Annotated in this window: 27 protein-coding genes and 1 other annotated feature; of the genes, 23 read left to right on the top strand and 4 right to left on the bottom strand. The window is 34.0% G+C overall.

Annotation, left to right across the window (positions count from 1 at the left end):
* Nucleotides 1–2: 2 nt before the first annotated feature.
* From mreC to ACFWM3_RS01905, 6 genes are all read left to right on the top strand, one after another.
* The gene (gene mreC, locus ACFWM3_RS01880; RefSeq protein WP_390309900.1) at nt 3–857 is read left to right on the top strand and encodes a rod shape-determining protein MreC; all 855 of its coding nucleotides are present in this window, start codon (nt 3–5) and stop codon (nt 855–857) included.
* Nucleotides 858–864: 7 nt separating this feature from the next.
* A complete protein-coding gene (gene mreD, locus ACFWM3_RS01885; RefSeq protein ID WP_390309901.1) occupies nt 865–1383 on the top strand; it encodes a rod shape-determining protein MreD in 519 nt (172 codons plus the stop codon).
* A 47-nt stretch (nt 1384–1430) separates the two neighbouring features.
* On the top strand, nt 1431–2117 hold the full coding sequence (gene minC / locus ACFWM3_RS01890; protein WP_056472554.1) for a septum site-determining protein MinC: 687 nt from the start codon (nt 1431–1433) through the stop codon (nt 2115–2117).
* Nucleotides 2118–2119: 2 nt separating this feature from the next.
* Entirely contained in the window at nt 2120–2914 is a 795-nt protein-coding gene (minD, locus tag ACFWM3_RS01895) for a septum site-determining protein MinD (protein ID WP_056472557.1), read from the top strand.
* A gap of 158 nt (nt 2915–3072) precedes the next feature.
* Nucleotides 3073–3843: a peptidoglycan DD-metalloendopeptidase family protein gene (locus tag ACFWM3_RS01900; RefSeq protein ID WP_390309902.1), complete on the top strand. Its 771-nt coding sequence runs from the start codon at nt 3073–3075 to the stop codon at nt 3841–3843.
* Nucleotides 3836–4696 carry a site-2 protease family protein gene (locus tag ACFWM3_RS01905; protein WP_335409506.1) on the top strand — a complete coding sequence of 287 codons (861 nt, stop codon included), beginning with the start codon at nt 3836–3838 and terminating at the stop codon, nt 4694–4696. Before ACFWM3_RS01900 ends, ACFWM3_RS01905 begins: the two co-directional genes overlap by 8 nt.
* Nucleotides 4697–4829: 133 nt before the next feature.
* On the opposite strand, the gene ACFWM3_RS01910 is transcribed toward ACFWM3_RS01905, so the two are convergent.
* On the bottom strand, nt 4830–5396 hold the full coding sequence (locus tag ACFWM3_RS01910) for a glycosyltransferase family A protein (protein WP_056472570.1): 567 nt from the start codon (nt 5394–5396) through the stop codon (nt 4830–4832).
* Between the two features lie 203 nt (nt 5397–5599).
* Between ACFWM3_RS01910 and ACFWM3_RS01915 the strand changes: the two genes are divergently transcribed.
* From ACFWM3_RS01915 to obgE, 6 genes are all read left to right on the top strand, one after another.
* Nucleotides 5600–7057: an Rne/Rng family ribonuclease gene (locus ACFWM3_RS01915; protein WP_390309904.1), complete on the top strand. Its 1458-nt coding sequence runs from the start codon at nt 5600–5602 to the stop codon at nt 7055–7057.
* Nucleotides 7058–7118: 61 nt separating this feature from the next.
* Nucleotides 7119–7196, top strand: a sequence feature (ribosomal protein L21 leader region).
* A 13-nt stretch (nt 7197–7209) separates the two neighbouring features.
* A complete protein-coding gene (gene rplU / locus ACFWM3_RS01920) occupies nt 7210–7518 on the top strand; it encodes a 50S ribosomal protein L21 (RefSeq protein ID WP_025672164.1) in 309 nt (102 codons plus the stop codon).
* Nucleotides 7519–7527: 9 nt separating this feature from the next.
* A complete protein-coding gene (locus ACFWM3_RS01925; protein ID WP_056472574.1) occupies nt 7528–7863 on the top strand; it encodes a ribosomal-processing cysteine protease Prp in 336 nt (111 codons plus the stop codon).
* A gap of 16 nt (nt 7864–7879) precedes the next feature.
* Entirely contained in the window at nt 7880–8170 is a 291-nt protein-coding gene (gene rpmA / locus ACFWM3_RS01930) for a 50S ribosomal protein L27 (protein ID WP_025672162.1), read from the top strand.
* A gap of 254 nt (nt 8171–8424) precedes the next feature.
* Nucleotides 8425–8967 (top strand): Spo0B C-terminal domain-containing protein, encoded by a 543-nt coding sequence (locus tag ACFWM3_RS01935; protein WP_390309906.1) that lies wholly within the window; start codon nt 8425–8427, stop codon nt 8965–8967.
* 15 nt (nt 8968–8982) lie between these two features.
* A complete protein-coding gene (gene obgE / locus ACFWM3_RS01940) occupies nt 8983–10269 on the top strand; it encodes a GTPase ObgE (protein WP_056472581.1) in 1287 nt (428 codons plus the stop codon).
* A gap of 424 nt (nt 10270–10693) precedes the next feature.
* On the opposite strand, the gene ACFWM3_RS01945 is transcribed toward obgE, so the two are convergent.
* Nucleotides 10694–11236 carry a transcription repressor NadR gene (locus tag ACFWM3_RS01945; protein ID WP_056472585.1) on the bottom strand — a complete coding sequence of 181 codons (543 nt, stop codon included), beginning with the start codon at nt 11234–11236 and terminating at the stop codon, nt 10694–10696.
* Between the two features lie 8 nt (nt 11237–11244).
* A complete protein-coding gene (locus tag ACFWM3_RS01950) occupies nt 11245–12399 on the bottom strand; it encodes an IscS subfamily cysteine desulfurase (protein WP_390309908.1) in 1155 nt (384 codons plus the stop codon).
* Nucleotides 12400–12513: 114 nt separating this feature from the next.
* Here ACFWM3_RS01950 and nadB point away from each other — a divergent pair, with 114 nt between their 5' ends.
* The 8 genes from nadB (at nt 12514) to ACFWM3_RS01990 (ending at nt 21527) form a co-directional block, all read left to right on the top strand.
* Nucleotides 12514–13995, top strand: coding sequence for an L-aspartate oxidase (nadB, locus tag ACFWM3_RS01955; RefSeq protein WP_390309910.1), 1482 nt, complete (start codon nt 12514–12516; stop codon nt 13993–13995).
* 12 nt (nt 13996–14007) lie between these two features.
* Nucleotides 14008–14835 carry a carboxylating nicotinate-nucleotide diphosphorylase gene (gene nadC / locus ACFWM3_RS01960; protein WP_390309911.1) on the top strand — a complete coding sequence of 276 codons (828 nt, stop codon included), beginning with the start codon at nt 14008–14010 and terminating at the stop codon, nt 14833–14835.
* Nucleotides 14836–14860: 25 nt separating this feature from the next.
* Nucleotides 14861–15970, top strand: a complete 1110-nt coding sequence (nadA, locus tag ACFWM3_RS01965) for a quinolinate synthase NadA (protein WP_390309912.1) — start codon at nt 14861–14863, stop codon at nt 15968–15970.
* 219 nt (nt 15971–16189) lie between these two features.
* Nucleotides 16190–18568, top strand: coding sequence for a LysM peptidoglycan-binding domain-containing protein (locus ACFWM3_RS01970; protein WP_390309914.1), 2379 nt, complete (start codon nt 16190–16192; stop codon nt 18566–18568).
* 241 nt (nt 18569–18809) lie between these two features.
* The gene (locus ACFWM3_RS01975; RefSeq protein ID WP_390309916.1) at nt 18810–19580 is read left to right on the top strand and encodes a YhcN/YlaJ family sporulation lipoprotein; all 771 of its coding nucleotides are present in this window, start codon (nt 18810–18812) and stop codon (nt 19578–19580) included.
* Between the two features lie 219 nt (nt 19581–19799).
* On the top strand, nt 19800–20381 hold the full coding sequence (locus ACFWM3_RS01980; RefSeq protein WP_390309918.1) for a TetR/AcrR family transcriptional regulator: 582 nt from the start codon (nt 19800–19802) through the stop codon (nt 20379–20381).
* Nucleotides 20382–20408: 27 nt separating this feature from the next.
* Nucleotides 20409–20867, top strand: a complete 459-nt coding sequence (locus ACFWM3_RS01985) for a GNAT family N-acetyltransferase (RefSeq protein ID WP_286131711.1) — start codon at nt 20409–20411, stop codon at nt 20865–20867.
* 150 nt (nt 20868–21017) lie between these two features.
* The gene (locus ACFWM3_RS01990) at nt 21018–21527 is read left to right on the top strand and encodes a BofC C-terminal domain-containing protein (protein ID WP_056472605.1); all 510 of its coding nucleotides are present in this window, start codon (nt 21018–21020) and stop codon (nt 21525–21527) included.
* Nucleotides 21528–21634: 107 nt separating this feature from the next.
* Here the strand turns inward: ACFWM3_RS01990 and ACFWM3_RS01995 are convergent, their stop codons facing one another.
* Nucleotides 21635–22210, bottom strand: coding sequence for a GNAT family N-acetyltransferase (locus ACFWM3_RS01995; RefSeq protein ID WP_390309977.1), 576 nt, complete (start codon nt 22208–22210; stop codon nt 21635–21637).
* A 194-nt stretch (nt 22211–22404) separates the two neighbouring features.
* Between ACFWM3_RS01995 and ruvA the strand changes: the two genes are divergently transcribed.
* Genes ruvA through ACFWM3_RS02010 form a run of 3 tightly spaced genes read left to right on the top strand, consistent with a single transcriptional unit; the run spans nt 22405 to nt 24223 of the window.
* On the top strand, nt 22405–23022 hold the full coding sequence (gene ruvA / locus ACFWM3_RS02000; protein WP_056472609.1) for a Holliday junction branch migration protein RuvA: 618 nt from the start codon (nt 22405–22407) through the stop codon (nt 23020–23022).
* Nucleotides 23023–23027: 5 nt separating this feature from the next.
* On the top strand, nt 23028–24029 hold the full coding sequence (ruvB, locus tag ACFWM3_RS02005; protein ID WP_056472613.1) for a Holliday junction branch migration DNA helicase RuvB: 1002 nt from the start codon (nt 23028–23030) through the stop codon (nt 24027–24029).
* Nucleotides 24026–24223: a DUF2905 domain-containing protein gene (locus tag ACFWM3_RS02010; protein ID WP_056472616.1), complete on the top strand. Its 198-nt coding sequence runs from the start codon at nt 24026–24028 to the stop codon at nt 24221–24223. The genes ruvB and ACFWM3_RS02010 overlap by 4 nt, the downstream gene beginning before the upstream one ends.
* Nucleotides 24224–24266: the final 43 nt, after the last annotated feature.

The following is a 24266-nucleotide window of genomic DNA, read 5'->3' on the forward strand; positions in this document are numbered from 1 at the left end:
GAATGCCACAATTTTTTCAAAATAAACGTTTAATGATTGTCTTAGCTGCTATTATCTTATTAGTGGCACTTCTAGGTTATTCTTTAAGAAGTAATAGAAACCTTTCCATTCCTGAGCAGTTTATTAAAGATACAGTAAGTTTGACTGAAAAAGTATTTAATAAGCCCGCACAACTTATTGCGGGTTTATTTAACAATATGGCGGACTTAAAAGATACATATGAAGAAAATCAAGTTTTGAAAAGTAAGCTCGATAAATATGTTGAATTATCTGTACGTGAGAAAGCATTAGAAAAAGAAAACAAAGAATTAAAAGACACGATTGGAATCAAAAAAAGTTTAAGTGATTATGATACATTCCAAGCAACAGTAACAATAAGAGATCCTGATAAATGGCAACAAATCATTACTATTGATAAAGGATCTATAGGTGGAATTGAAAAAGAAATGGCAGTTATCACATCTAAGGGCTTAATTGGTAAAGTTAAAAATGTTTCTAAATTTTCATCAACTGTACAATTATTAAGTTCTTCAGATCGAACAAATCGAATTTCTGCTAAAATTCAAGAAAAAGATACGGTTTTTGGTTTGATAGAAGGCTATGATGTTGAGAAGCAAGCTTTATTATTCAAACGAATTCCTTCAAATGCAAAAGTAAAAAAAGGACAAATAGTTGTGACTTCAGGTCTTGGTGGTGTTTTCCCAGCTAATCTACCAATAGGTAAAGTTGAGGAAGTTGTGCCTGATGAACATGGGCTAACACAAACAGCTTATATTAAACCGCAAGCAGATTTTAATGACATAAATCATGTACTAGCTGTTAAGCGTTCAATTGATCAGCCACAGAAAGGAGAGTAATTAGTAAATGAGTAAGTATGGTTTACCTCTCCTTTTAACATTTCTGTTTATATTAGAAAACATTTATGTATCAACTGTATCGCCAAACATTCTTGGTCATAATGCGATAATTGTTCCACATTTTTTATTTTTTGGTTTATTATTTATTACATTATATTACAATCCGAAGAAGGCACTTATTTATGGTGTTATCTTTGGATTCGTTTATGATATTGTTTATACAGAGGTTATAGGTATATATTTAGCTGCTTTTCCGTTATTTATCTTTTTAATAAGTCAAGCAATTAAAATACTTTACGCGAATTTATTCGTTCGAAGTATTCTTGTTTTAATATGGACAGCGGCTTTAGAATATTTAGTATACGGATTAAATGCGTTATTCGGATTTACTAATATGAATAATACATACTTTATGAATCATCGATTATTTCCGACACTATTACTGAATGCACTATTTATATTAATTTTTGCATATCCTTTCTCATCATTATTAAGAACGATTAGTGAAAATAATGATGAAAAATAAAGGATTTTTCGGGTGCATGTCGAATTATACAATCGGGGTGAACACTTATCATGGAACAGAGGCAACAATATGTTACAATAAAAGGAACGAAAGATGGTCTAACACTGCACCTCGATGATACATGTTCTTTTCAAATTTTAGTAGATGAAATTGAAGAAAGACTGTCTACCCACTTGTTTGAGAGCAATGATCGTCCCTTACTTGCAGTTCGATTAAAAATAGGAAATCGTTTTTTATCTCCTGAACAAGATGAAATTATTCGTTCAATTGTTCGTAAAAAGAATAATCTTGTGGTTGAAACAATCGAAAGTAATGTAATTTCGAAGCAAGACGCTATTGAATGGATGAAAAGGGAGGAAATTGTACCTATTTGTAGAATGGTAAGATCCGGTCAGATTCTCCAAGTGAAAGGTGATTTACTGTTAATCGGTGATGTTAACCCAGGTGGAACTGTTATTGCGGGTGGAAATATCTTTATTATGGGTGCACTAAGAGGTACTGCTCATGCCGGTTTTAATGGTAATAAGGAGGCAGTTATTGCGGCATCAATAATGAGACCAATGCAGTTGAGAATTTGCAGCATAATGAACAGAGCACCGGATCATTATGGTGATGAAGGCAATGAGATGGAATGTGCGTATATAAACGAAGATAGCCAAATCATTGTCGATCGCATACAATTTCTGACTCATCTTAGACCTAGTTTGACAAGGTTAGAAAGGGGCATGATGTAACTGTGGGAGAGGCTATAGTAATTACATCTGGTAAAGGTGGAGTTGGTAAAACAACTACATCAGCAAATTTAGGAACAGCATTAGCGATGTTTGGAAAAAAAGTGTGTTTAATTGACACTGATATCGGCCTACGTAACTTAGACGTTGTCATGGGATTAGAAAATCGCATCGTCTATGATTTAGTGGACGTTGTTGAAGGTCGCTGTAAAACGCATCAGGCACTAATAAAGGATAAGCGTTTTGAATGCCTATATTTATTACCTGCTGCACAAACAAGCGATAAAACTGCTGTTTCTCCTGAACAAATGAGAGAGCTTGTTGATGAATTAAAAAAGGACTATGATTATATATTAATAGACTGCCCTGCTGGTATTGAGCAAGGTTATAAAAATGCAGTAGCAGGTGCAGATAAGGCGATTGTTGTCACAACTCCTGAAGTTTCTTCAATTCGTGATGCAGATCGTATTATTGGATTATTAGATCAAGAGGATATTGAACCTCCTAAACTAGTAATCAATCGTATTAGAAGTCATATGATGGAAAATAGAGATAGCTTAGATGTTGATGAAATTACTTCAATGTTAGCTGTAGATTTAATTGGTATTGTCCAAGATGATGAAAACGTTATTAAAGCAACTAATAGTGGTGAACCTGTAGCTATGAATCCAAATTCAAAAGCTTCTATTGCATATAGAAATATTGCAAGAAGAGTGCTAGGGGAATCTGTACCATTACAATCATTAGAAACTGAAAAGAGCATTTTCTTTAAAGTGAAAAAGTTATTTGGTATCCGATAACACTTCGTAAAAAACGAAGTGTTTTTCTTTTATCCATTTTTCAATTTTCTCCCAAAATCCTGCCTAATACCTTTGTCCATTTTTCAAATTATCTACTCATAAGTTGTCCTACCCGTTCATATAAATTAATTAACTAGTTTGCGAGGAGAGGTGACACTTTGAGTAAGCGCGTAGATGATATAAGAAAGCGGATCGCTAAACGGCGTGAACAAGAAGAAAAATGGGGAAATCCGAATCAAGCAATGAGCAAATTTCCGGTAAAAGAAGTGCAAAATACTGAGGGCGGATACACTTATACTTATGATGATTTGGTAGAAGAGCAAGGTAAGAAAATAATGAATAATTCTAACTTTATGTTTAGAAGTTTATTATGCGCGATCATTGTACTAGCTTTAGCCATCATCTTAAAAAGTAACTCACCTATGGCATCTCAAGTTCGGCATGGTCTATCCCAAGTTTATGAAAGTGAATTTCAATTTGCCTCATTACAGAAATGGTATGAAGATCGGTTTGGAAGTCCAATTGCTTTTTTACCGCAATTAAATGATCAAAAAGAGAATGTAGGAAATGATAATTATGCTGTTCCTGCAAGCGGTAAAGTACTACAAAGCTTTAAAACGGACGGCCAAGGGATATTGATTCAAACTGAAGCTAACCAAAAAGTAGAGTCAATCAAAAAAGGTCGGGTCCTTTTTGTAGGAAAGAAAGATAATTTAGGAAATACGGTTATTATTCAACATGCCGATGGTTCAGAATCTTGGTACGGAAAATTAGGAACAACTAACGTAAAAGTATACGACGAAGTGGATAGTAAAAAGGTTATCGGAACGGTGTCATCTAATGATGAAGGGAATCTAGGGACTTATTATTTTGCAATTAAAATGGGGGAAAAATTTATTGATCCGAAACAGGTGATTCCATTTGAATAAATGGCTAATTCTTCCTTCAAAAATTTCAGTTCATCCACTGTATTTGTTAATTGCATGTATTGGTATTATGACAGCTAATTTTTGGTCAGTATTGTTTGTATCCATTATTATTTTTTGCCACGAATTAGGTCACGCCATTGCTGCTACTTCATTTAATTGGAGAATTAATAAAATTACGCTACTTCCGTTTGGTGGAGTTGTAGATCTTGATGAACATGGAAATCGACCAACTTACGAGGAGTTTATTGTTACAATCTCTGGTCCCATTCAACATTTAACTTTATATATAATCGCTAACTTTCTATTTCAAATGAATTTAATGCCAGAAAACCTTTATACGCTTTTTATCAACTACAATCTTAGTATTCTTTGTTTTAATTTATTACCAATTTGGCCATTAGACGGTGGAAAATTAATACATCATTTATTTTCATTGATCTTTCCGTTCGTTAGAGCCCATATATATAGCTTGTACTCATCATTTGTATTTTTAGTGTTATCCTCATTACTTACAATCATAATTCAGCCTATGAACATTACTATTTGGGTTTGTCTATTATTTTTAATCGTTTCCTTATGGGGTGAATGGAAAAATAGGCATTTTGTTGTTATACGATTTTTAATGGAACGATTTTATGGAAACAAACAATATATCCAAAAAATTAAATCAATCTCCTTGAATAAAGAAACAAAATTATTTGAAGTTTTTTCTAACTTTCAAAAAGGGTATAAATACAACGTCGTCTTTTCCCTTGATAAAAAAAATCAACAAATGTTAGATGAAAATGAATTATTACATGCTTACTTTACTGAGAAGAAAGCAACCTATTCGCTTGAAGAACTAATTAGTTAGATTGCATTTACTTTAAACTTTTCCCAACAACTTTGAGAAATTTTACTTAATCCCAAAAAATATAAGAGTTTGCACAAAAAAAGATGGTCTCTAGTTGAGGCCATTTTTTTAAATTTGTATTATTCAATTCTATTTATACATACCACGATGAGTCTTTTGGAATATAGTCATAGTAATACAATATAGAAGGGATCCTTTTTTGAATTTTTATATCGTTTGAAACTCGTCTGCCCCATTCATCGTCTTCACCAAAACTAATATTAAGAAACTTATGTGCCGAGGCAATCTTTTTTGAATAGCACATTAAATGATTTGGTTTTCGATAATAATAATGATCATCTTCCCCATGGGCAAACTCTTTCCCATACTTACAAACTTTTGAATATTGGTTATTAAAATTTACTAAAACGTCAAATACAATACAGTCAACATTTGGCGTTTCATTTATTGCTGAGCACAATAATTCGATATAATTTGGTTCTATCCGATCATCGTCATCTATAAATACTACATAATCTCCTTTTGCTTGCTCAATTAGAACATTTCTTTTTTCACCAATGCTTCTTTTTTTATTTTCTAAAAGTACTAATATTTCAACAGGATATGTTTTACTCTGTTTATCTAATTCATTAATAATATTATTTAAATACCCCATTCTTTCGGGTACAGTTGGAATAAGAATTGATAGAATTATATCCATATAATCGCTCCTATCTAAATCAGGATTAAGTAAAAGAAAGGGAAAAATAATGTCTCTTTAAAGAACAATGTAAGAGAAATCTAAATATAATATTCAATTTCTAATATTCATGTGAGTAGACTAACTAATCGATTATATTAACTAGCTTTTTTCTAATTAAATGAATAAAATGATAGGTACTATACATAGTTAGGAAGATGAATTTGAAGAAAGTTATTATGAATGTTAAACATTCAGAGAAAAGAATTGCTGTAACTGAAAATGACCAGCTAGTAGAATGGTTTTCTTCTGCTGATAAAAATACACATGTGGGAAATATATATGTAGGACAAATCCAAGAGGTCATGCCGAAATTAAATGCCATTTTTGTAAATATTGGTTTAAATAAAAATGGCTTCATGAGATTGGAAGATACAATCGAGGGTAAAGAATCTGAAATCAATAAAGATGAATTAATACGAAAAAAGTTCCAAAAAGGACAATATATTTTGGTTCAAGTAATAAAGGATGCGTTTGATGAGAAAGGTCCTAAGCTAACAAATAATCTTGAATTTTCTGGTGATTACGTAGTATATTTCCCTCTTACAAAACAAGTTGCTGTATCAAATAAAATAAAAAAAGAATCGAAACGAAATAAATTATATTCATTAGGTCGGGATTACACTAGTGATAGTGAGGGGCTAATTTTCAGATCTTCATGTGAAAATGCCGAATCGGATGAGATTTTAAATGAGTTAAAAGGATTTCAAATAGTTTATGAGTCGTTTAAAAATCAAAGTTTTAAAAAAATCACTTGTGTATGGGAAGCGAATTCCCTGTTTACTAAGTTTTTTAAATTGCATCCTAAAGATACAATCAGTGAATTAATAATTGATGATTTAGCTGCTTATAAAAATTATTTACCTGAAGATCTTCAAATAATTAGTTATAGAGGAAATGAAAATATTTTTGTAGCATTTAAAATAGAAGAACAAATAGAGAAATCCTTTAAACAAATTGTATGGTTAAAAAATGGCTCATTTCTACTAATCGAGCAAACTGAAGCTATGACAGTAATCGATGTAAATACTGGTAAATTTAGCGGGAAAAATAATCGTGAAGAAACCGTGTATCATACAAATCAATTAGCTGCAATTGAGATTGTTCGCCAATTAAGACTTCGTGATATTGGTGGAATGATTATTGTTGATTTTATTAATATGAAGTCCATTGAACAGCAAAAAAGTATAGGTGATTTATTAAAGGAAGCGTTTAAAAATGACCGAGCATATACAAAGCTATTTGGGTTTTCAGGACTTGGTTTATTCGAACTTACACGCAAAAGAACAGCTCATTCACATATCGAAGCAACACATCAAAAGTGTCCTGAGTGTAATGGTAGTGGGCTTGTAAAAAACACTGTTCAGACAGCCTTTGAGTTAGAAAGAGAGCTTTGGGAACTCTCAACAAGTCGTGATATTGAGGCATTACTTGTTGAATGTAGTGAAGATGTTGCAAAAGCGTTAAATGGAGATCAATATAATCATGTTCAAAGACTAGAAAAAGCAATGTTTATAAAAATCTGTTTAAAAATTATATCTTCAAAAACACCATTTTATAATATAGCTAGAACTGGAACGACCAAGGAAATAACTAGCTATTTAGAAACTGACATTAACTGAAGTAGTTGTTGACATTCGACATATGTCATGGTAACATCATAATGTTATTGTTTGTAGCGCACCCGTGCTACAACCGCGCATAATAGGTATTAAATTGCTATTATTAGCATGCCTATTGGTGGCGAGTCTTAGACTATTGAGGAGGTGCAATTATGTACGCAATTATTGAAACTGGTGGTAAACAAATCAAAGTTGAAGAAGGTCAAGCAATCTACATCGAAAAGCTTGATACTAACGCAGGTGAAACTGTAACATTCGACAAAGTTTTATTCGTAGGTGGCGAAAACATCAAAGTTGGTAGCCCAACTGTTGAAGGAGCTACTGTAACTGCAAAAGTTGAAAAGAACGGTAAAGCTAAAAAGATTCTTGTATTCAAATACAAATCTAAAAAGAACTACCGTCGTAAGCAAGGTCATCGTCAACCTTACACTAAAGTTGTTATCGAAAAAATCAACGCTTAATTTTAAGTAATGACTAAAATAACAATTGAACGTTTAAAAGATGGACGTATAGGTTCCTTTAAAATAAGTGGACATGCATTTTTTTCTGATGCTGGGACTGACATTGTTTGTGCCGGTATATCAGCAGTTTCAGTAGGAACTGTAAATGCTTTGGAAGCAATTTGTCGTATAGATTCTGAATTAAATACAGTGATTGATGAAAAGAAAGGTTTCTTGAAGTATCAATTACCGATTGATTTAAATGAAGATAATATGCAAAAAGCGCAACTTATCCTTGAAGCGATGATCGTATCTTTACAAACTATCGCTGCAAGTTACGGTGACTATGTCACTATAAACGAGTAAAACAGGAGGTGTAACCATGTTAAAATTAAATCTTCAGTTATTTGCTTCTAAAAAGGGAGTAGGTTCTACAAAAAACGGTCGTGACTCAATGTCAAAACGTCTTGGCGCTAAACGTGCTGACGGACAATTCGTAACTGGTGGTTCAATTCTTTACCGTCAACGCGGCACTAAGATTTATCCAGGTGTAAACGTTGGTCGTGGTGGAGATGACACATTATTTGCGAAGGTTGATGGCGTAGTTAAATTCGAACGTTTAGGCCGTGACCGCAAACAAGTAAGTGTATACCCTGTAGCTCAAGAAGCTTAAGAAACTAACTTAGAAACTCTAACCTTTTAGGTTAGAGTTTTTCTGTACTTAAGATCTATTTATTTATAATAAATTGCTTTTCAACATAGAAAAAAGTGTTGTTATAGCAACCTCTCAAACAATATGCTCCGAGACTCGGCATTTTACAAGCTAAACACTAGTTTGAGACATTCAAAATGATCAATCAAAATGCCGAGTCTAACTTTTTTATACCTTCATAAATACCAAAAATGTAAACCTATAGGAGAAATACAATGCAGGAGAAATGGGACGTTCTAGAGGTATTAAGGCATTCGCGTCATGATTGGTTAAACCGAATTCAATTAATAAAAGGATATATGGCCACAGGTCAATCTGACCAGCTAGAAGAAACGATTACGAAAATTGTTGCTGATTCTTTAAATGAAGCTAAAATTTGTTCGTTACAAATTCCAGAGTTTGCAGAATTTATCATTACCTATAACTGGAAGCCTCGTACAATTGTACTAGATTATGAAATTTTAGGGGAACCATGTTCGCTTAAAAATCTAGACGAAGTGATGACAGTATGGATTCAAAGTTTTTTAGAAAAACTAGAATCTTGGGTACATATTTATGAGGAAAATTTTGTTAGTTTAACAATTGAAATAAATGATAAAACAGTTAGTTTCTTTTTTGACTTCAGAGGTAAACTAACAAAGAAAGAAGATATGTTGAAGTGGATTGTTTCATCATCAAATGACAGCTCAAAAATTAGAATGATGTCATATTTTTGCGAGACAGAAGAATGTAGTATCGAATTTAAATTGGAAAAATAAAAGAGTGGTGGATTTATGTTTATTGATCAAGTCAAGATATATGTAAAAGGTGGAGACGGTGGAAACGGTATGGTAGCCTTCCGTCGTGAAAAATATGTACCAAAAGGTGGCCCTGCTGGTGGAGACGGTGGTAAGGGAGCTAATGTTGTATTTAGAGTAGATGAAGGCTTAAGAACATTAATGGATTTCCGTTATAAACGTCATTTTAAAGCAGATCGTGGTCAACACGGTATGTCTAAAAATCAACATGGTAAAAATGCAGAAGATATGATTGTAAAAGTACCACCTGGGACGATCGTAACAGATGCTGATTCAGGTGAATTAATAGCAGACCTTACAATGGATGGTCAAACAGCTATTATTGCAAGAGGAGGCCGTGGAGGCCGTGGGAATAGTCGATTTGCATCGCCTGCAAATCCGGCTCCAGAAATAGCTGAAAATGGTGAGCCAGGTAAGGAAAGAAACATTAAACTGGAACTTAAAGTGTTAGCTGATGTTGGTTTAGTTGGTTTCCCAAGTGTTGGTAAATCAACATTATTATCAGTTGTAAGTTCTGCTAGACCAAAAATTGCTGAATATCATTTTACAACAATTGTTCCTAATTTAGGTGTTGTAGAAACTGAAGATAATCGTAGTTTTGTTATGGCCGATTTACCAGGGTTAATTGAAGGGGCACATCAAGGTGTTGGACTTGGGCATCAATTCCTACGTCATATTGAAAGAACACGTGTAATTGTTCATGTAATTGATATGTCAGGTCTTGAAGGCAGAGACCCATATGATGATTACTTAACAATTAATCAAGAGCTAAAAGAATATAATTTACGTTTAACTGAACGACCTCAAGTAGTCGTTGCAAATAAAATGGATATTCCAGAAGCTGAAGAAAACTTAAATAAGTTTAGAGAACAAGTTGGAGATGAAGTTCAAATTTTCCCAATTTCTGCAGTAACACGTCAAGGTTTACGTGATTTATTATTTACAGTTGCAGATTTAGTGGAAACAACTCCAGAATTCCCACTTCATGACGAAGAGGAAGACAAACCATTACGAGTTCTTTATAAATATCAAAAAGAAGAACCTACTTTTGAGATTACTCGTGAAAGTGATGGAACGTTCGTCGTTAAAGGTGAAGAGCTTGAAAAACTATTCAAAATGACTAACTTTGAACGTGAAGAGTCAATTCGTCGATTTGCACGTCAAATGCGTGGTATGGGGATCGATGAAGCATTACGCCAACGTGGTGCTAAAAACGGAGATATCGTTAAAATTTCTGAATACGAATTCGAATTTATCGATTAAAAATTTCTATATAAAAAGAGGGTGTCCAACACCCTCTTTTTTTTATTTCAAAAATAAAGTGCTGGAAATAAGGATTGGGGAATCGCAAATAAATCGCGAACTGCAAATGAATTTCGAAAATCGCAAATAAGATAAAGTTTTACCCATGCTAGTAAAGGTAATGGCTTAAAATTGTACAAAATAATGACCATTAAAAAGGAAGGGAGCAATTTTACTCTAATTCTTCCTATTTTGACTATAAAATGGCTAAAATGATCAATAAAAAAATCTAAAATATTAACTACAAATTAAAGTCTGGCTTAGATACCCTGCTCTAATAAAAAAGGGATGCCCATGTGTTCCTTACTCTGACACATGAGACATCGCCCTTACCGTATAATCAAAGAAATCTACCAATACCATTTCAAACCTCATAACCCTATACTTACGGTATATCTACCAAAAAACCTTCATTTTTTAATTGTAAGATCGCACTTTCTAGCTGTTGTTCACTATCTGCTTCGATTGTATGAAGATGTGTTCCATTTGTTAAATTAGACAGTGGGACAGAGCTAGTTTCTCCCATTTTTTGAAGAAATAAGGTTATATCATAACGGTTTGCAATTTGTAATTGGGCTGTGATATATCCATAGACAGGATGTTCAACCATTACATCCTTAACTGTAACACCGTGATCGACTAATATTTCTAGTTCTTTTTGAGTTTCTTCTGCTGTATGGTGACAAATAATTACTTTTTTAATTTTGTCAGTTTCCTTATTAGGATGTATATAAATATAACCTTGAGCAGTTGCTAGTATAGGCTCATTTTTCGCTTTTAAAAGTGTAATATCACCTACAACTACTTGTCGACTAACATTTGCTCTTTTAGCTAAGGAATTACCTGATAGGGGTGACTCAGACTCCTTTAACCATTGTAAAACTTTCTTTCTTCTTTCTTCCCCTAAAAGTTTTTTATTCATTTTAATTTCCTCGATTAAAAATTTTGATTAATGATTAATTTTAACACAGACGAAAATTTGATTAAGTCATCTTCTGTTGTATGTTTTCCGATTGAAACTCTGAAGAATTGTTTTGCCTCATGAGGGTCTCTTCCAATGGCTAACATCGTTTCTGAAGGTTTCTGCATGCCAATGGCACAAGCGCTTCCAGTTGAAATGGCAAATTGATGTCGATTACATTCAAGCATCACAAACTGACCTTCAAGTCCAATAATCCTCATTCCTATTATATTTGGAATACATTCGCCATCGTTACCTTCAAATTTTACAAGATGGTTAACATCTTGTAATTGTGATTTTAAAACATTTTTTAAATCGTGACATCTCTTTTGCTCTTCGTCTTGATTTTTTATTATATGACCAGCTGATGTTACGAATGATGCAATTGCTGGAACATTAACAGTTCCGGGACGAATTCCACTTTCATGTGATGTACCGGGATAGATAGGTTGACAAGTTAATTTAGGATTTAAATAAAGGGCTCCAATCCCTTTTGGTCCATATAATTTATGACCTGAAATACTCAAACTAGAAATTTCATATTTTGAGACATCTATTGCTATTTTTCCAAATGATTGTACACAATCGCAATGAAGTAAAATATTAGACGAACTAAATAAATTTGCAATCTCGTTAATCGGTTGAATTGCTCCAATTTCAGAATTTACATGTTGAAAAATACCTAATACAGTATCTTCACGAATTGCATTTTCAATCACTTCTAATGAGATAATCCCGCTATTTGTTACCGGCAAATAAGATACTTCATAGCCTTGTTCTTCCAATACTTTTAAATAATTACCAATAGAAGAATGCTCTAATGTTGTAGTTAAAATATGTTTTCCGACTTTTTTTGTACTCTTTAAGAGGGTTTGGATCGCAATTAAATTTGATTCAGTTCCTCCACTTGTAAAGTAAATTGAAGCGGGGCTAGCATTTATAAATCCCGCTAATTGTTTACGGCATGCTTCAAGTAGCAGTGAAGCCTTTGAGCCAATATCATGTAAACTTCGCTCATTCCCAAAGTAATTTTTAGAGGCAGTGACAAATGTCTCAATTGCTTCTTCACTCATTGGAGTCGTAGCAGCATAGTCTAAATAAATCAATTTAAAGTCTCCTTTTTTACTCATTAAAAAAAAATTTCTTGTCATTAGTTTAAATATATGTAAATATAGGTGTCAAGACAGCTTTTTTATCTATAAGATAAAATTTAAATAGAGGTACTGTAAATGGAGGGGGCAACTATGCGAACTGCAGACGTTGTCATTATTGGCAGTGGGATTGCTGCTTTAATGGCTGCTGAGGAAATTTGTCAGTCTAAAAATGTGATTCTATTCACAAAGAAAAAAATTTGGGACAGCAATTCGATGCTTGCACAAGGTGGAATTGCAGCAGTAATGTCAGAGGATGATTCTTGGGAACTTCATAAACAAGATACGCTCGAAGCGGGTTGTAATGTAAATAATATAGATGCGGTAGAAGAGCTAGTAAAGAACGGAACAAAGTCTATGAAAGATCTTGTTTCTATTGGTATGGAATTTGATAAAGATGAATCTGGCCAGTTTCATCTTGGTAGAGAAGGAGCCCATCGCAAAAATAGAATTTTACATTCTGGCGGTGATGCCACTGGAAAGCATCTAGTAGAAACTGTATATGCTCGGATAAAAGATAAAATAACGATTATTGAACATGAAATGGTAATTGATTTAATAATACATGATGGTATATGCAAGGGTATTTATATACTTAATGATAATGGTGAATTAGAATCTTGTTTTGCAAACACGACACTTCTGGCAACGGGCGGTATTGGGGCAATGTATCAATTTAGTTCTAATAATAGGGCCATAACCGGAGATGGAATTGCTATGGCATATCGAGCGGGTTGTGAGACCACTGATTTGGAATTTATCCAATTTCATCCTACCATGCTTTACATTAATGGAGCATGTAAAGGTCTAGTATCAGAAGCTGTTAGAGGTGAAGGAGCTTTTTTAGTAACGAAAACTGGTCGTCGCATTATGAAGGGAATCCATCCTTTTGAAGATTTAGCACCAAGAGATGTTGTTAGTAGGGCGATCTTTAATGAAATGCAAAACGGTGAAGAAATCTATTTATCGATCGAAATGATAGATGGATTTGAACAGCGTTTCCCAACAATTACTACAAATCTTATTAATAATGGGATTGATCTACAAAAAGGATTGATTCCAGTTGTTCCAGGTGCACATTTCCACATGGGTGGGATAAAGACATCTGCAAATGGAGAAACGACAATTCCAGGATTGTATGCAGTAGGTGAGGTTGCTTGTACCGGTGTGCATGGTGCAAACCGACTTGCTAGTAATTCTTTATTGGAAGGGATTGTGTTTGGTAAAAAGGTTGCGAAATTTATTGCTGACCTTCCTTTAGCTAAAATAGATGGGAATCAACCGAAATACATGATACCAAGATTTAGAACGTTACCTACAAAAGATGAAATTAAAGAAATAATGATGAAGTATATCGGCATTGTAAGAAAGGAAGAAGATTTAAATAAAGCAATCACATATTTTTCTTACTTTTTAGAATCTAAAACAGTAGATTCACGCCCGATGAACAAAGAGGAACTAGAAAGATACAATATGCTAATTACTGGAAAACTAATTGCAGAAGCTGCTGTAAGAAGAAAAGAAAGCATCGGCTCACATTTTATAGAATATATAGATCAACCAGCTAATATTTGAGGAGAGAAATTCATGAATACTTTAAAAGCTAAAAAAATGATTGAGCAATTTTTACTAGAGGATATTGGAGAAGGGGATTTATCCTCAATTCATATTTTCCCAATGCATGAAAGAACAACGGGAAAAGTACTTGCAAAGGCAGATGGAGTAATAGCGGGTACTGAATTAATTGAAATAACTTATAAATTACTTCATGAAGATATTAAAGTAACACTTCACGTTAAAGATGGTGAATCTGTTGTGGCAGGGCAACTACTTGCAGAAGTAGAGGGACCAGTTCAAGTGTTATTATCAGGTGAAAGAGTTATGCTTAATCTTTTACAACGTATGAGTGGAATTGCAACACTTACTTCAAAAGCAGTTGAAACACTAAGCGATGAGAAAATTAAACTAGTCGATACAAGAAAAACGATGCCAGGTTTACGTTTATTTGATAAATATGCAGTTACTTGTGGTGGTGGAGCGAACCATCGTTTCGGTTTATATGATGCAGTGATGCTTAAAGATAATCATATTGCTTACGCAGGTTCAATAAAAAATGCAGTTGAGTCATTACGAAATAAATTAGGTCATATGGTCAAAATTGAAGTCGAGACGGAAAACAAAGATCAAGTTCTTCAAGCTATTGAAGCTGGTGCAGATGTCATTATGTTTGATAATCGTACGCCAGATGAAATAAAAGAATTTGTTAAACTTGTTCCAGAAACGATCGTAACGGAAGCTTCTGGTGGAATTACTTTAGATAATTTAGCAAGTTTTCAAAACTGTGGTGTAAATGTTATTTCTTTAGGCTGTTTAACACATTCAGCAAAAGCATTAGATATAAGCTTCTACTTGTAAAATAGTAGGGATTGGAGTGGGGACAATGAACGTTTTAGATATGATACAAAAAAATGAAGGATATCAAATTCCTGATGAGTACTATACATTATCAACTGAGGAAATGGAAAAAAGAGTAAAAGATATAAAAGAGAGATTAGGTGATGCTCTTTTCATTCCAGGTCATCATTATCAAAAGGAAGAAGTTGTAGTTTTCTCAGATTCGACAGGAGATTCTCTACAACTTGCTCAAGTTGCCGCTAATAATAAAAAAGCGAAATATATTGTATTCTGTGGTGTACATTTTATGGCAGAGACTGCAGATATTTTAACGGAAGATGAACAAATTGTTATTTTACCTGATATGAGAGCAGGCTGTTCAATGGCAGATATGGCAGATCATCATCAAACTGATCGTGCATGGGTAGAGTTACAGAAGCTTTTCGGAGACACAATTTTACCGTTAACATATGTTAATTCAACTGCTGCGATTAAAGCGTTTGTCGGTAGAAATGATGGTGCAACCGTAACATCATCTAATGCTAAAAAGGTAGTTTCTTGGGCTTTCACACAAAAAGAACGTATATTGTTCTTACCTGATCAACATTTAGGCAGAAACACAGCATTTGAATTAGGTGTACCGTTAGAGCATATGGCGATTTGGAATCCAATAACGGACACTTTAGAATTTGAGGGAGACCTAAATAACATCAAAGTAATACTTTGGAAAGGTCACTGCTCTGTTCATGAGAATTTTACTGTGAAAAATATTGAGAATGTACGAAAAAATCATCCTAATATGAGGATTATTGTGCATCCAGAATGTTCTAGAGAAGTTGTAGCAGCAAGTGATGACAATGGATCTACAAAATATATTATTGACCAGATTGAAGCTGCTCCTGCAGGAAGTAAATGGGCAATTGGAACTGAGATGAATTTAGTTCAAAGAATTATTAAAAATCATCCTGATAAAGAAATCATTTCATTAAATCCATTTATGTGTCCATGCTTAACAATGAATCGTATCGATTTACCACACTTATTATGGTCTTTAGAAAATATCGAAAAAGGTAACATCCAAAATATTATTACAGTTGATAAACAAACTGCAAAAGATGCAATTAAGGCATTAGATAAAATGCTTGAGCTTGCTTAAAAATAAAATAAAATATCATAAAAAATTTAAAATCATCTAGTTCAACTTGAGCTAGATGATTTTTTTATAGAAAAAACAAGAATAAAGTAAATACTTATACAAGCTTACTCGTCATAAATTAAAATACCTTCTATCATAAATACAAATATTCAGACATACATTGTTGTGAGGTACTAATGTACAATCCAACGTAGAGGCAATTGGTCAGGAGGGGAAAAGGTGAGAATTCACATAGTAATAAAGGGCGATACCCTTAAGAGCATTGCTCAAAAATATAATATCGACTATGAAGAGATAGTTAAATTAAATGCCCAACTAAGTAATCCAGATATGATCTATCCTGGCATGAAAATAAAAGTGCCAGAAAGGGGAGAAAAACCAGCCCCATTAGGTTCTAAAAAGGAGGTACAGCAACTTAAGCCAAGTGTTGCTTTGGAGGTAGAAGAAGGAAATGTTCAACCTGTAGCTCAGACACAACCTGCTGTCATGCCGAATACAAAGCCAGTTGATAATAATTTGAATATTAATGTAGAGGTTACACCGACAGTAAAACCTGTAATTCAGATACCTATTCCACCTGCGAAACCGACTGTATCACCTGCGACAAATAATGCGAATCAACAAGTATCTCCTGTTCAAACTGGAAAACCAAATGCGAACATACCGCAAGTTGTTTCGCCAGTGGCAGTTAAAAATCCGATAAATGATAATAAATCAAATGTGAACACCAAGGGAGGACAAAGCATGTCAGAGAAAAAGAACTACTTCCCAGGATCATTGGTTTCTCCATCAACACCAAATACGCAAGTATCTCCTGTTGAAACAGGGAAACCAAATCAACAAGTATCGCCAGTAGCAACAGGCAAACCAAATCAACAAGTATCACCGGTAGCAACAGGAAAACCAAATGTGCAAGTATCACCAGTAGCAACAGGAAAACCAAATGTGCAAGTATCGCCAGTGGCAACAGGAAAACCAAAAGAGCAAGTATTACCTGTAGCAACAGGAAAACCGAATATGCAAGTATCACCAGTAGCAACAGGAAAACCGAATATGCAAGTATCACCAGTAGCAACAGGAAAGCCGAATATGCAAGTATCACCAGTAGCAACAGGAAAGCCGAATATGCAAGTATCACCAGTAGCAACAGGCAAACCAAATATGCAAGTATCGCCAGTGGCAACAGGCAAACCAAATATGCAAGTATCGCCAGTGGCAACAGGAAAGCCAAATGCGCAAGTATCACCAGTAGCAACTAATAAAGCTCAAACATTACCGGCGTATGTGGGACCAAATAATGCACCACAAACATTACCAGCGTATATGGGACCAAATGCACCACAAACACTTCCAGCATTTGCAGGACCGAATGTACCTCAAACACTACCAGCGTATGTAGGACCGAATCCAAACGCAGCCCAAACGCTACCAGCATATGTAGGACCGAATCCAAACGCAGCCCAAACGCTACCAGCATATGTAGGACCGAACGGAAACTTCCCGCAAACATTACCGGCATATATGGGACCGAACGGAAACTTCCCGCAAACATTACCAGCATATATGGGACCAAATGAAAACTTCCCAGCAACAATGCCAGCATATATGGGGCCAAACGCAAACTTCCCAGCAACAATGCCAGCATATATGGGACCAAACGCAAACTTCCCAGCAACAATGCCAGCATATATGGGACCAAATGAAAACTTCCCACAAACATTACCAGCATATATGGGACCAAACGCAAACTACCCATATTATCCACGAGGAGAAGGAGGGACATTACCAACTTTACCGAGTTTTGGAGCTATGCCGATGATGCCAGGAGTAACTGGAGAAGCACCAGTTCCGCCAACTGCGATGCCAACGCCATTACCAGCACCAGTGCCAACACCATTACCAGCGCCAATGCCATTACCTGCACCAATGCCAGGAAATAATATGCAAACACTACCAGCATATATGGGACCGAATCCAAATGTAGCACAAACTTTACCAGCATACATGGGACCGAACGGAAACTTCCCACAAACATTACCAGCATATATGGGACCAAATGAAAACTTCCCAGCAACAATGCCGGCATATATGGGACCAAATGAAAACTTCCCAGCAACAATGCCAGCATATATGGGACCAAACGCAAACTTCCCAGCAACAATGCCAGCATATATGGGACCAAATGAAAACTTCCCAGCAACAATGCCAGCATATATGGGACCAAACGCAAACTTCCCAGCAACAATGCCAGCATACATGGGACCAAATGAAAACTTCCCAGCAACAATGCCAGCATATATGGGACCAAACGCAAACTTCCCAGCAACAATGCCGGCATACATGGGACCAAATGCAAACTTCCCAGCAACAATGCCAGCATATATGGGACCAAATGAAAACTTCCCACAAACATTACCAGCCATGGACTATCCAAAGTTCCAAGGCGGTCCAGTTGTTTCACCATATGCTACTGGACCGACTCCAATGTATCGCGATTCATCTGAACCTTATTTTGATCCAAATTCGCAATTATTTACTCCTTATGCACAAAATCAGTCTTCCTACGGAGTACCATATTTTGAGGAAGATGAACAATAAAGAATTTTATTTAAAAAGGCGATTAATTACTAATCGTCTTTTTTTTATTTAGTTATTTTAATACAGGAATTAATTGGATTAGAAATTATTTCTCATGTAACAGCCTTTAAAGAGCACTTTTTTACTTAAAATGAGTTTCAAACCATCAATTAACAATTTAAAATCCACCTAAAAAGGTCAACCTAACTTTGTAATACATTTTAGTATTACAATTGGCTGTAATTAAAGGGAGGGTTTTATATTGAATAAAAAAGGTCTTATCGTTGCTACAGGTGTGCTAACAGCTTTAACATTATCTGCTTGTGGAACAAACAATAATGCCATGAATGACCATAAAAGAAATGTTGGTTATGAAAAAGTAAACTTCAATAAACCGACAAACCCTTACGCTGTTAATTATCGTTATGAAAACGTAAACTATCCTAATAACCAAGATTATTTCACAAAGAAAAATAATCACTACGGAAATGATCGTATAAATGAAGGTTTAAGTAGTGAATATTCTAATGATGGCGTAATCCATGACGGAACATATGGAAGAAATGTCAATTATACAAATAGAAACTACACGATGGATCAAGTTCGTTATAATAACGATTTAAACACAGCTCCTCTTGTACCATATACAAATATTAGTACAAACACTAATATGAATGCTGGTGAACGAAAGTTTGCGGACCAAATATCTAAACGAGTAGAAGAAATTTCAAATGTATCCAAAGCAAGCACGGTTGCTGTTGGTGATCAGGTTCTTATTGCAGTAGATCTGGTAAATAAAAATGTTGATGAAAGCGCATTTCGATCAAAAATCAAAGACGCTTTATCACCATACACGAGTGGTAAAAAAGTATATGTAACATTTGATGGAACAATTAGAAATAATTTAAATAACATGACAAATAATGTTCCAAATGCCACTAAAAATGTATTATACGATACAAAAGAAAATGTTAAACATATGTATCGTAATGTAAAAAATGATGTTAAGGATGCAACTAATCCAAACCGATAATAATCAATTTTTTACACTGAAAAGGAAGAAGCTCTTGCTTCTTCCTTTTTTAGAGCTTGTTTCTTTGTATTTACATTTTTCTTAATTCGGTGATTAAGATCCTTTTAGTTCTTAGAATAGTTTAACAATTCGTTTGATGAGGGTTAAACAATATGGTAAAGTGATTTTTATATTGACCAGAAGTTCGAAGTGGTCAATTGGTTAATAAGAGAATTTGAGGTGAGTTTTTTGAAAAAGCAAAATATTTTACAAGCTGCCACAAAGTCATTTACCATTTTTGGCTATAAAGCAACTACAATGAGTCAAATCGCAAAACAGGCAAATGTTGGAAAAGGAACGATCTATACTTTCTTCAAAAATAAAGAAGAATTATTTGATGAAATCATCAATAATTTGATTACTGAAATGAAATTTTTAGCAGAACAATCGATTCATGATGAAGATTCATTCATTGAAAAAGCTCATAAAGGAATTGAAGTATTTATTGCTTTTCATAATGAACATGAATTAACAATAAAGTTGCTTCAGGAACAACAAGAAATTGGAACGACTATAGTACATGACGCATTAAAACGATTGAATCAATCAATCATTCTATACATACAGAAAAAAATTGAAGAAGCAATAGCAAAGAAAGAAATTGTTGAATGTGATCCCAAAATAACAGCTTTGGTAATGTTTCGACTGTATACAACACTTAAAATTGATTGGGAGAAAGAGCACGAGGCGCTAAGTCCTAAAAAAATTACTGAGTTATTTAACTTTTATATCCTAAATGGTTTATCAAAAGGACTAGATTAAGTATCAGGGGATTAGGAGGAGAAAATTTTGATTTTTAAATTAGACAATAAAGATAAAAAAATGGCAAATTTAATTTTAAATGTACAGTTACCCGCATATAAGGTAGAAGCAAAGTTAATCAATTTTGAAGGAATACCACAATTAAAGGACAATGTCGAAAGCATTAGAGATTCCAAAGAAATTTTTATCGGTTATGTGATTGAGAATGAATTAAAAGGATTTTTGGCCTATACAGAAGACGATAACGAATTTCAAATATGTAGATTGGTAGTACATCCTAGTTGCTTTAAGCGGGGCATTGCAAGAAAATTAGTTAATTATTTTTTAAATGAAGTTGCCAAGAAGAAAAAAGTAATTGTTTCAACAGGATCAGATAACCTACCAGCCATTAACTTATATAAAACTTCTGGTTTTAAATTTCATAAGAAAATTGAAGTGGCACCTAATTTTTTTATATCTCTATTTGAAAATACATATGGTAATTAACCCCCTTTCCTAAAGACAACTCTTTAGGTTTTTTTGTTTAGAAGATTAATGGCCATTTACATATAAAAATTATAAATATGTTGGATAAAGATAAAAGGAATGGTCAAACTAAAAAAGCTTGTATGAATTTGTCTAAAGGAGTGGATGTTTGTGAAAAAGTTCATTTTAATATTTGTTTGTTTACTAGCTTTATTAATACCGGCACAAACTGAAACATTGGCAGCTCATAATGAACTTCAACATAGTTCTAACAAAAAGGGAATTACAATCATTTTACATAAAGTATATATAAACGGTGAAGTGATTGAGGAAATTTACATTAATCAACACAAAACGTTGGGTCAAGTAAAAAAAGAATTTAAGGGTTGGAAAGTCATAGAAGAAAATGATGATCAAATCGTACTAATGAAAAAAATTAATGATCTTTCACCTACTTTAAAGGCGAAAGGTTACTTCGGAATAAATTCAAATGGGGTTTTGAATTTATATATTGGAGTGCCAAGCGGTAATAATATTATCGAATCTTTTTTTCAAATAGATACGAATAAATTAGAAGTAAATAAACAAAAGCAACTTGAACAAGGGATTAAAATTTCGACGAAAGATCATTACGATTATCTATTACATTACTTAAAAGAGTATGAAAGAATCGTAAATTAAATTTCGGAATTTAACTGTGATCAATCGGACGTCTATCTAAAATGTCATATAAAAAAGAATCCACAAAGTAATTTATTTTCCTTGTGGATTTTTTGTATTTGGATGGTTCAAGTCATTTTTCTATCTCGAACTTCCAATTCCTCTATTCTTTCCCATTCACTTCGTAAAATTGAATAAACATAAGTATCATGCACTGTACTACCTTGTATTAAATACTGACGTAGTAGACCCTCATTCGTAAATCCTATTTTTTCAAGAAGTTTTTGGGAAGGTAGATTTTCCGGATAAACGATTGCTCCTATTCGATTTAGTTGAAGAATATTAAATCCATAAGATAATAATGCTTTTAAAGCTTCTGTCGCAAAACCTTTTCTCCAATAGTCTGGGTGTACCTCATAGCCAACTTCGGCCCTTTTGTTTCGTTCTTGGTAGGCAGTAAATCCACATGTTCCGATTAATTTGTTTGTTTCATTATCAATCATCCCCCAACGGATGCCATTGCGCGCTTCATACATTTCTCTAAAATAATGAATTACGTCCAATACTTCACTACTATTTTTTAGTGCATCTAGTCCATAATATTTGGTGACATCTTCTCTTGATAAAATATTGAACATTCGATTAAGATCAGTGACTTTAATTTCTCTTAAATAAAGTCGCTCTGTAGTTAGAATTGGAAACATGTTCAAATCGAATGGCCTCCTTATGGATTTTCTTAAGTACCGATTTTTTAAACTTTCGCTAAATTTATTAGTCATTTTTATGTAAACTTTTTCGTTAAATCATATGTATAAAATTTTTATTTTCGACAGCCGACTATTTTTTTCCTTCTTCTTTCTATGGTACAATGGAATACATGTAAAAAGGGGAGAAAACCATGTACGAATACATAATTGGAAAGATAGAATGGGTTGGACCAGAATATATAGTAATTGATCATAATGGAATGGGCTATCAATTATTTACACCTAATCCATATGTTTTTAGACCTTCAAATGAAATCTTAAAAGTTTATACACATCATTATGTAAGAGAAGATGTTATGATGTTATATGGTTTTAAAACACTAGATGAACGTACTTTATTCCAAAAATTGTTAAGTGTGTCAGGAATCGGTCCTAAAGGTGCCTTGGCAATTGTTGCGACTGGAGAACCAAATCAGATAGTTCATGCGATCGAAGAAGAGGACGAGGTATTTTTAACAAAATTTCCTGGTGTTGGTAAAAAGACAGCAAGACAAATGATCCTTGATTTAAAAGGAAAACTTGAAAAAGTCTTTGGAGCAGTTCAAGTCGATTTATTTACTGACCTAGATGCTATTGAAGAGAAAGAAAGTGCAGCATCTTCATTAGATGATGCAATTGAAGCATTAAAAGCATTAGGCTATGCAGAAAAAGAAGTTAAAAAGATCGTACCGTTATTAAAGAATGAGAAGCTTTCAACGGATGAATATATTAAAAAAGCACTTCAATTACTATTGCAAGCTAAGAGGTGATGAAAATGGATGACCGAATTTTATCTGGTGAAAGTAGTGGCGAGGAATTTGATCAAGAGCTTTCACTAAGGCCTCAATCATTAAGGGAATATATAGGGCAAGATAAAGTCAAAAAGAATTTGCAAGTTTTTATTGAAGCTGCAAAGATGCGAAATGAGTCTTTAGATCATGTTCTATTATACGGTCCTCCTGGATTAGGTAAAACCACTTTAGCAGCGATTATTGCGAATGAACTAGGTGTTGGATTCAAAACGACTTCAGGACCAGCGATTGAGCGTCCTGGAGATTTAGCAGCTATTTTGACTTCACTTCAACCTGGTGATGTATTGTTTATCGATGAAATTCACCGATTGCCTCGAACAGTAGAAGAAGTGCTTTATCCAGCAATGGAAGACTTTTTCTTTGACATCGTAATTGGAAAGGATGCAACTGCTAGGTCGGTAAGAATTGATTTGCCTCCATTTACATTAATAGGTGCAACAACAAGAGCAGGTCTCCTTTCCTCACCACTTAGAGATCGTTTTGGAGTATTAAATCGATTAGAATTCTATACTGTTGAACAACTTGCATTGATCGTGAAAAGAACAGCAGAGTTATTCGGAATGGAAATTGAAAATGACGCTGCTTCAGAAGTAGCTAGAAGATCTCGAGGTACCCCTCGAATTGCAAACCGTTTATTAAGAAGGGTTAGAGATTTTGCTCAAGTTCAAGGAAGTGGAATCATTACCTTTGAAATAGCTAAAGACTCTTTAATTCAAATGCAGGTAGATGAAGCAGGTCTAGACCATATCGATCATAAATTGTTACTAGCTATTATTGAGCGATTTAGAGGTGGTCCTGTTGGGGTTGATACGATTGCTGCTTCAATCGGGGAAGAGTCACAAACGATTGAAGATGTATATGAGCCATATTTACTTCAAATTGGCTTTCTTCAGCGGACTCCTAGGGGACGAATTGTTACTGATTTAACATACAAACATTTCGGGTTGCAGGTGCCGGAGCAATGATTGATTTGTCAAAAATTTTAATTACGTTAGGAATTATCTTACTAGTTGTTGGATTGTTTATTCGATTTGTTGGGAAACTTCCAGGCGATATTTTTATAAAAAAAGGAAATGTATCGTTTTACTTTCCGATTGTAACTTGTATTATCATAAGTATTTTATTATCACTTATTTTTTCATTATTTGGGAGAAAATAAGTGAGTAGAAATAAATAGAGTTTGGAAAAGGGAATTGTGGATA

The sequence above is a fragment of the Gottfriedia sp. NPDC058432 genome (genome assembly GCF_042721555.1).
Taxonomy (GTDB): domain Bacteria; phylum Bacillota; class Bacilli; order Bacillales; family Bacillaceae_G; genus Gottfriedia.

What these genes read in the sequence shown, in the direction of transcription:
- mreC (WP_390309900.1), top strand. Translation starts at nt 3, where the DNA reads ATGCCACAATTTTTTCAAAATAAACGTTTAATGATTGTCTTAGCTGCT.
- mreD (WP_390309901.1), top strand. Translation starts at nt 865, where the DNA reads ATGAGTAAGTATGGTTTACCTCTCCTTTTAACATTTCTGTTTATATTA.
- ACFWM3_RS01910 (WP_056472570.1), bottom strand. Translation starts at nt 5,396, where the DNA reads ATGGATATAATTCTATCAATTCTTATTCCAACTGTACCCGAAAGAATG.
- rplU (WP_025672164.1), top strand. Translation starts at nt 7,210, where the DNA reads ATGTACGCAATTATTGAAACTGGTGGTAAACAAATCAAAGTTGAAGAA.
- ACFWM3_RS01925 (WP_056472574.1), top strand. Translation starts at nt 7,528, where the DNA reads ATGACTAAAATAACAATTGAACGTTTAAAAGATGGACGTATAGGTTCC.
- rpmA (WP_025672162.1), top strand. Translation starts at nt 7,880, where the DNA reads ATGTTAAAATTAAATCTTCAGTTATTTGCTTCTAAAAAGGGAGTAGGT.
- ACFWM3_RS01935 (WP_390309906.1), top strand. Translation starts at nt 8,425, where the DNA reads ATGCAGGAGAAATGGGACGTTCTAGAGGTATTAAGGCATTCGCGTCAT.
- obgE (WP_056472581.1), top strand. Translation starts at nt 8,983, where the DNA reads ATGTTTATTGATCAAGTCAAGATATATGTAAAAGGTGGAGACGGTGGA.
- ACFWM3_RS01950 (WP_390309908.1), bottom strand. Translation starts at nt 12,399, where the DNA reads ATGAGTAAAAAAGGAGACTTTAAATTGATTTATTTAGACTATGCTGCT.
- nadB (WP_390309910.1), top strand. Translation starts at nt 12,514, where the DNA reads ATGCGAACTGCAGACGTTGTCATTATTGGCAGTGGGATTGCTGCTTTA.
- nadC (WP_390309911.1), top strand. Translation starts at nt 14,008, where the DNA reads ATGAATACTTTAAAAGCTAAAAAAATGATTGAGCAATTTTTACTAGAG.
- nadA (WP_390309912.1), top strand. Translation starts at nt 14,861, where the DNA reads ATGAACGTTTTAGATATGATACAAAAAAATGAAGGATATCAAATTCCT.
- ACFWM3_RS01995 (WP_390309977.1), bottom strand. Translation starts at nt 22,210, where the DNA reads ATGTTTCCAATTCTAACTACAGAGCGACTTTATTTAAGAGAAATTAAA.
- ruvA (WP_056472609.1), top strand. Translation starts at nt 22,405, where the DNA reads ATGTACGAATACATAATTGGAAAGATAGAATGGGTTGGACCAGAATAT.
- ruvB (WP_056472613.1), top strand. Translation starts at nt 23,028, where the DNA reads ATGGATGACCGAATTTTATCTGGTGAAAGTAGTGGCGAGGAATTTGAT.
- ACFWM3_RS02010 (WP_056472616.1), top strand. Translation starts at nt 24,026, where the DNA reads ATGATTGATTTGTCAAAAATTTTAATTACGTTAGGAATTATCTTACTA.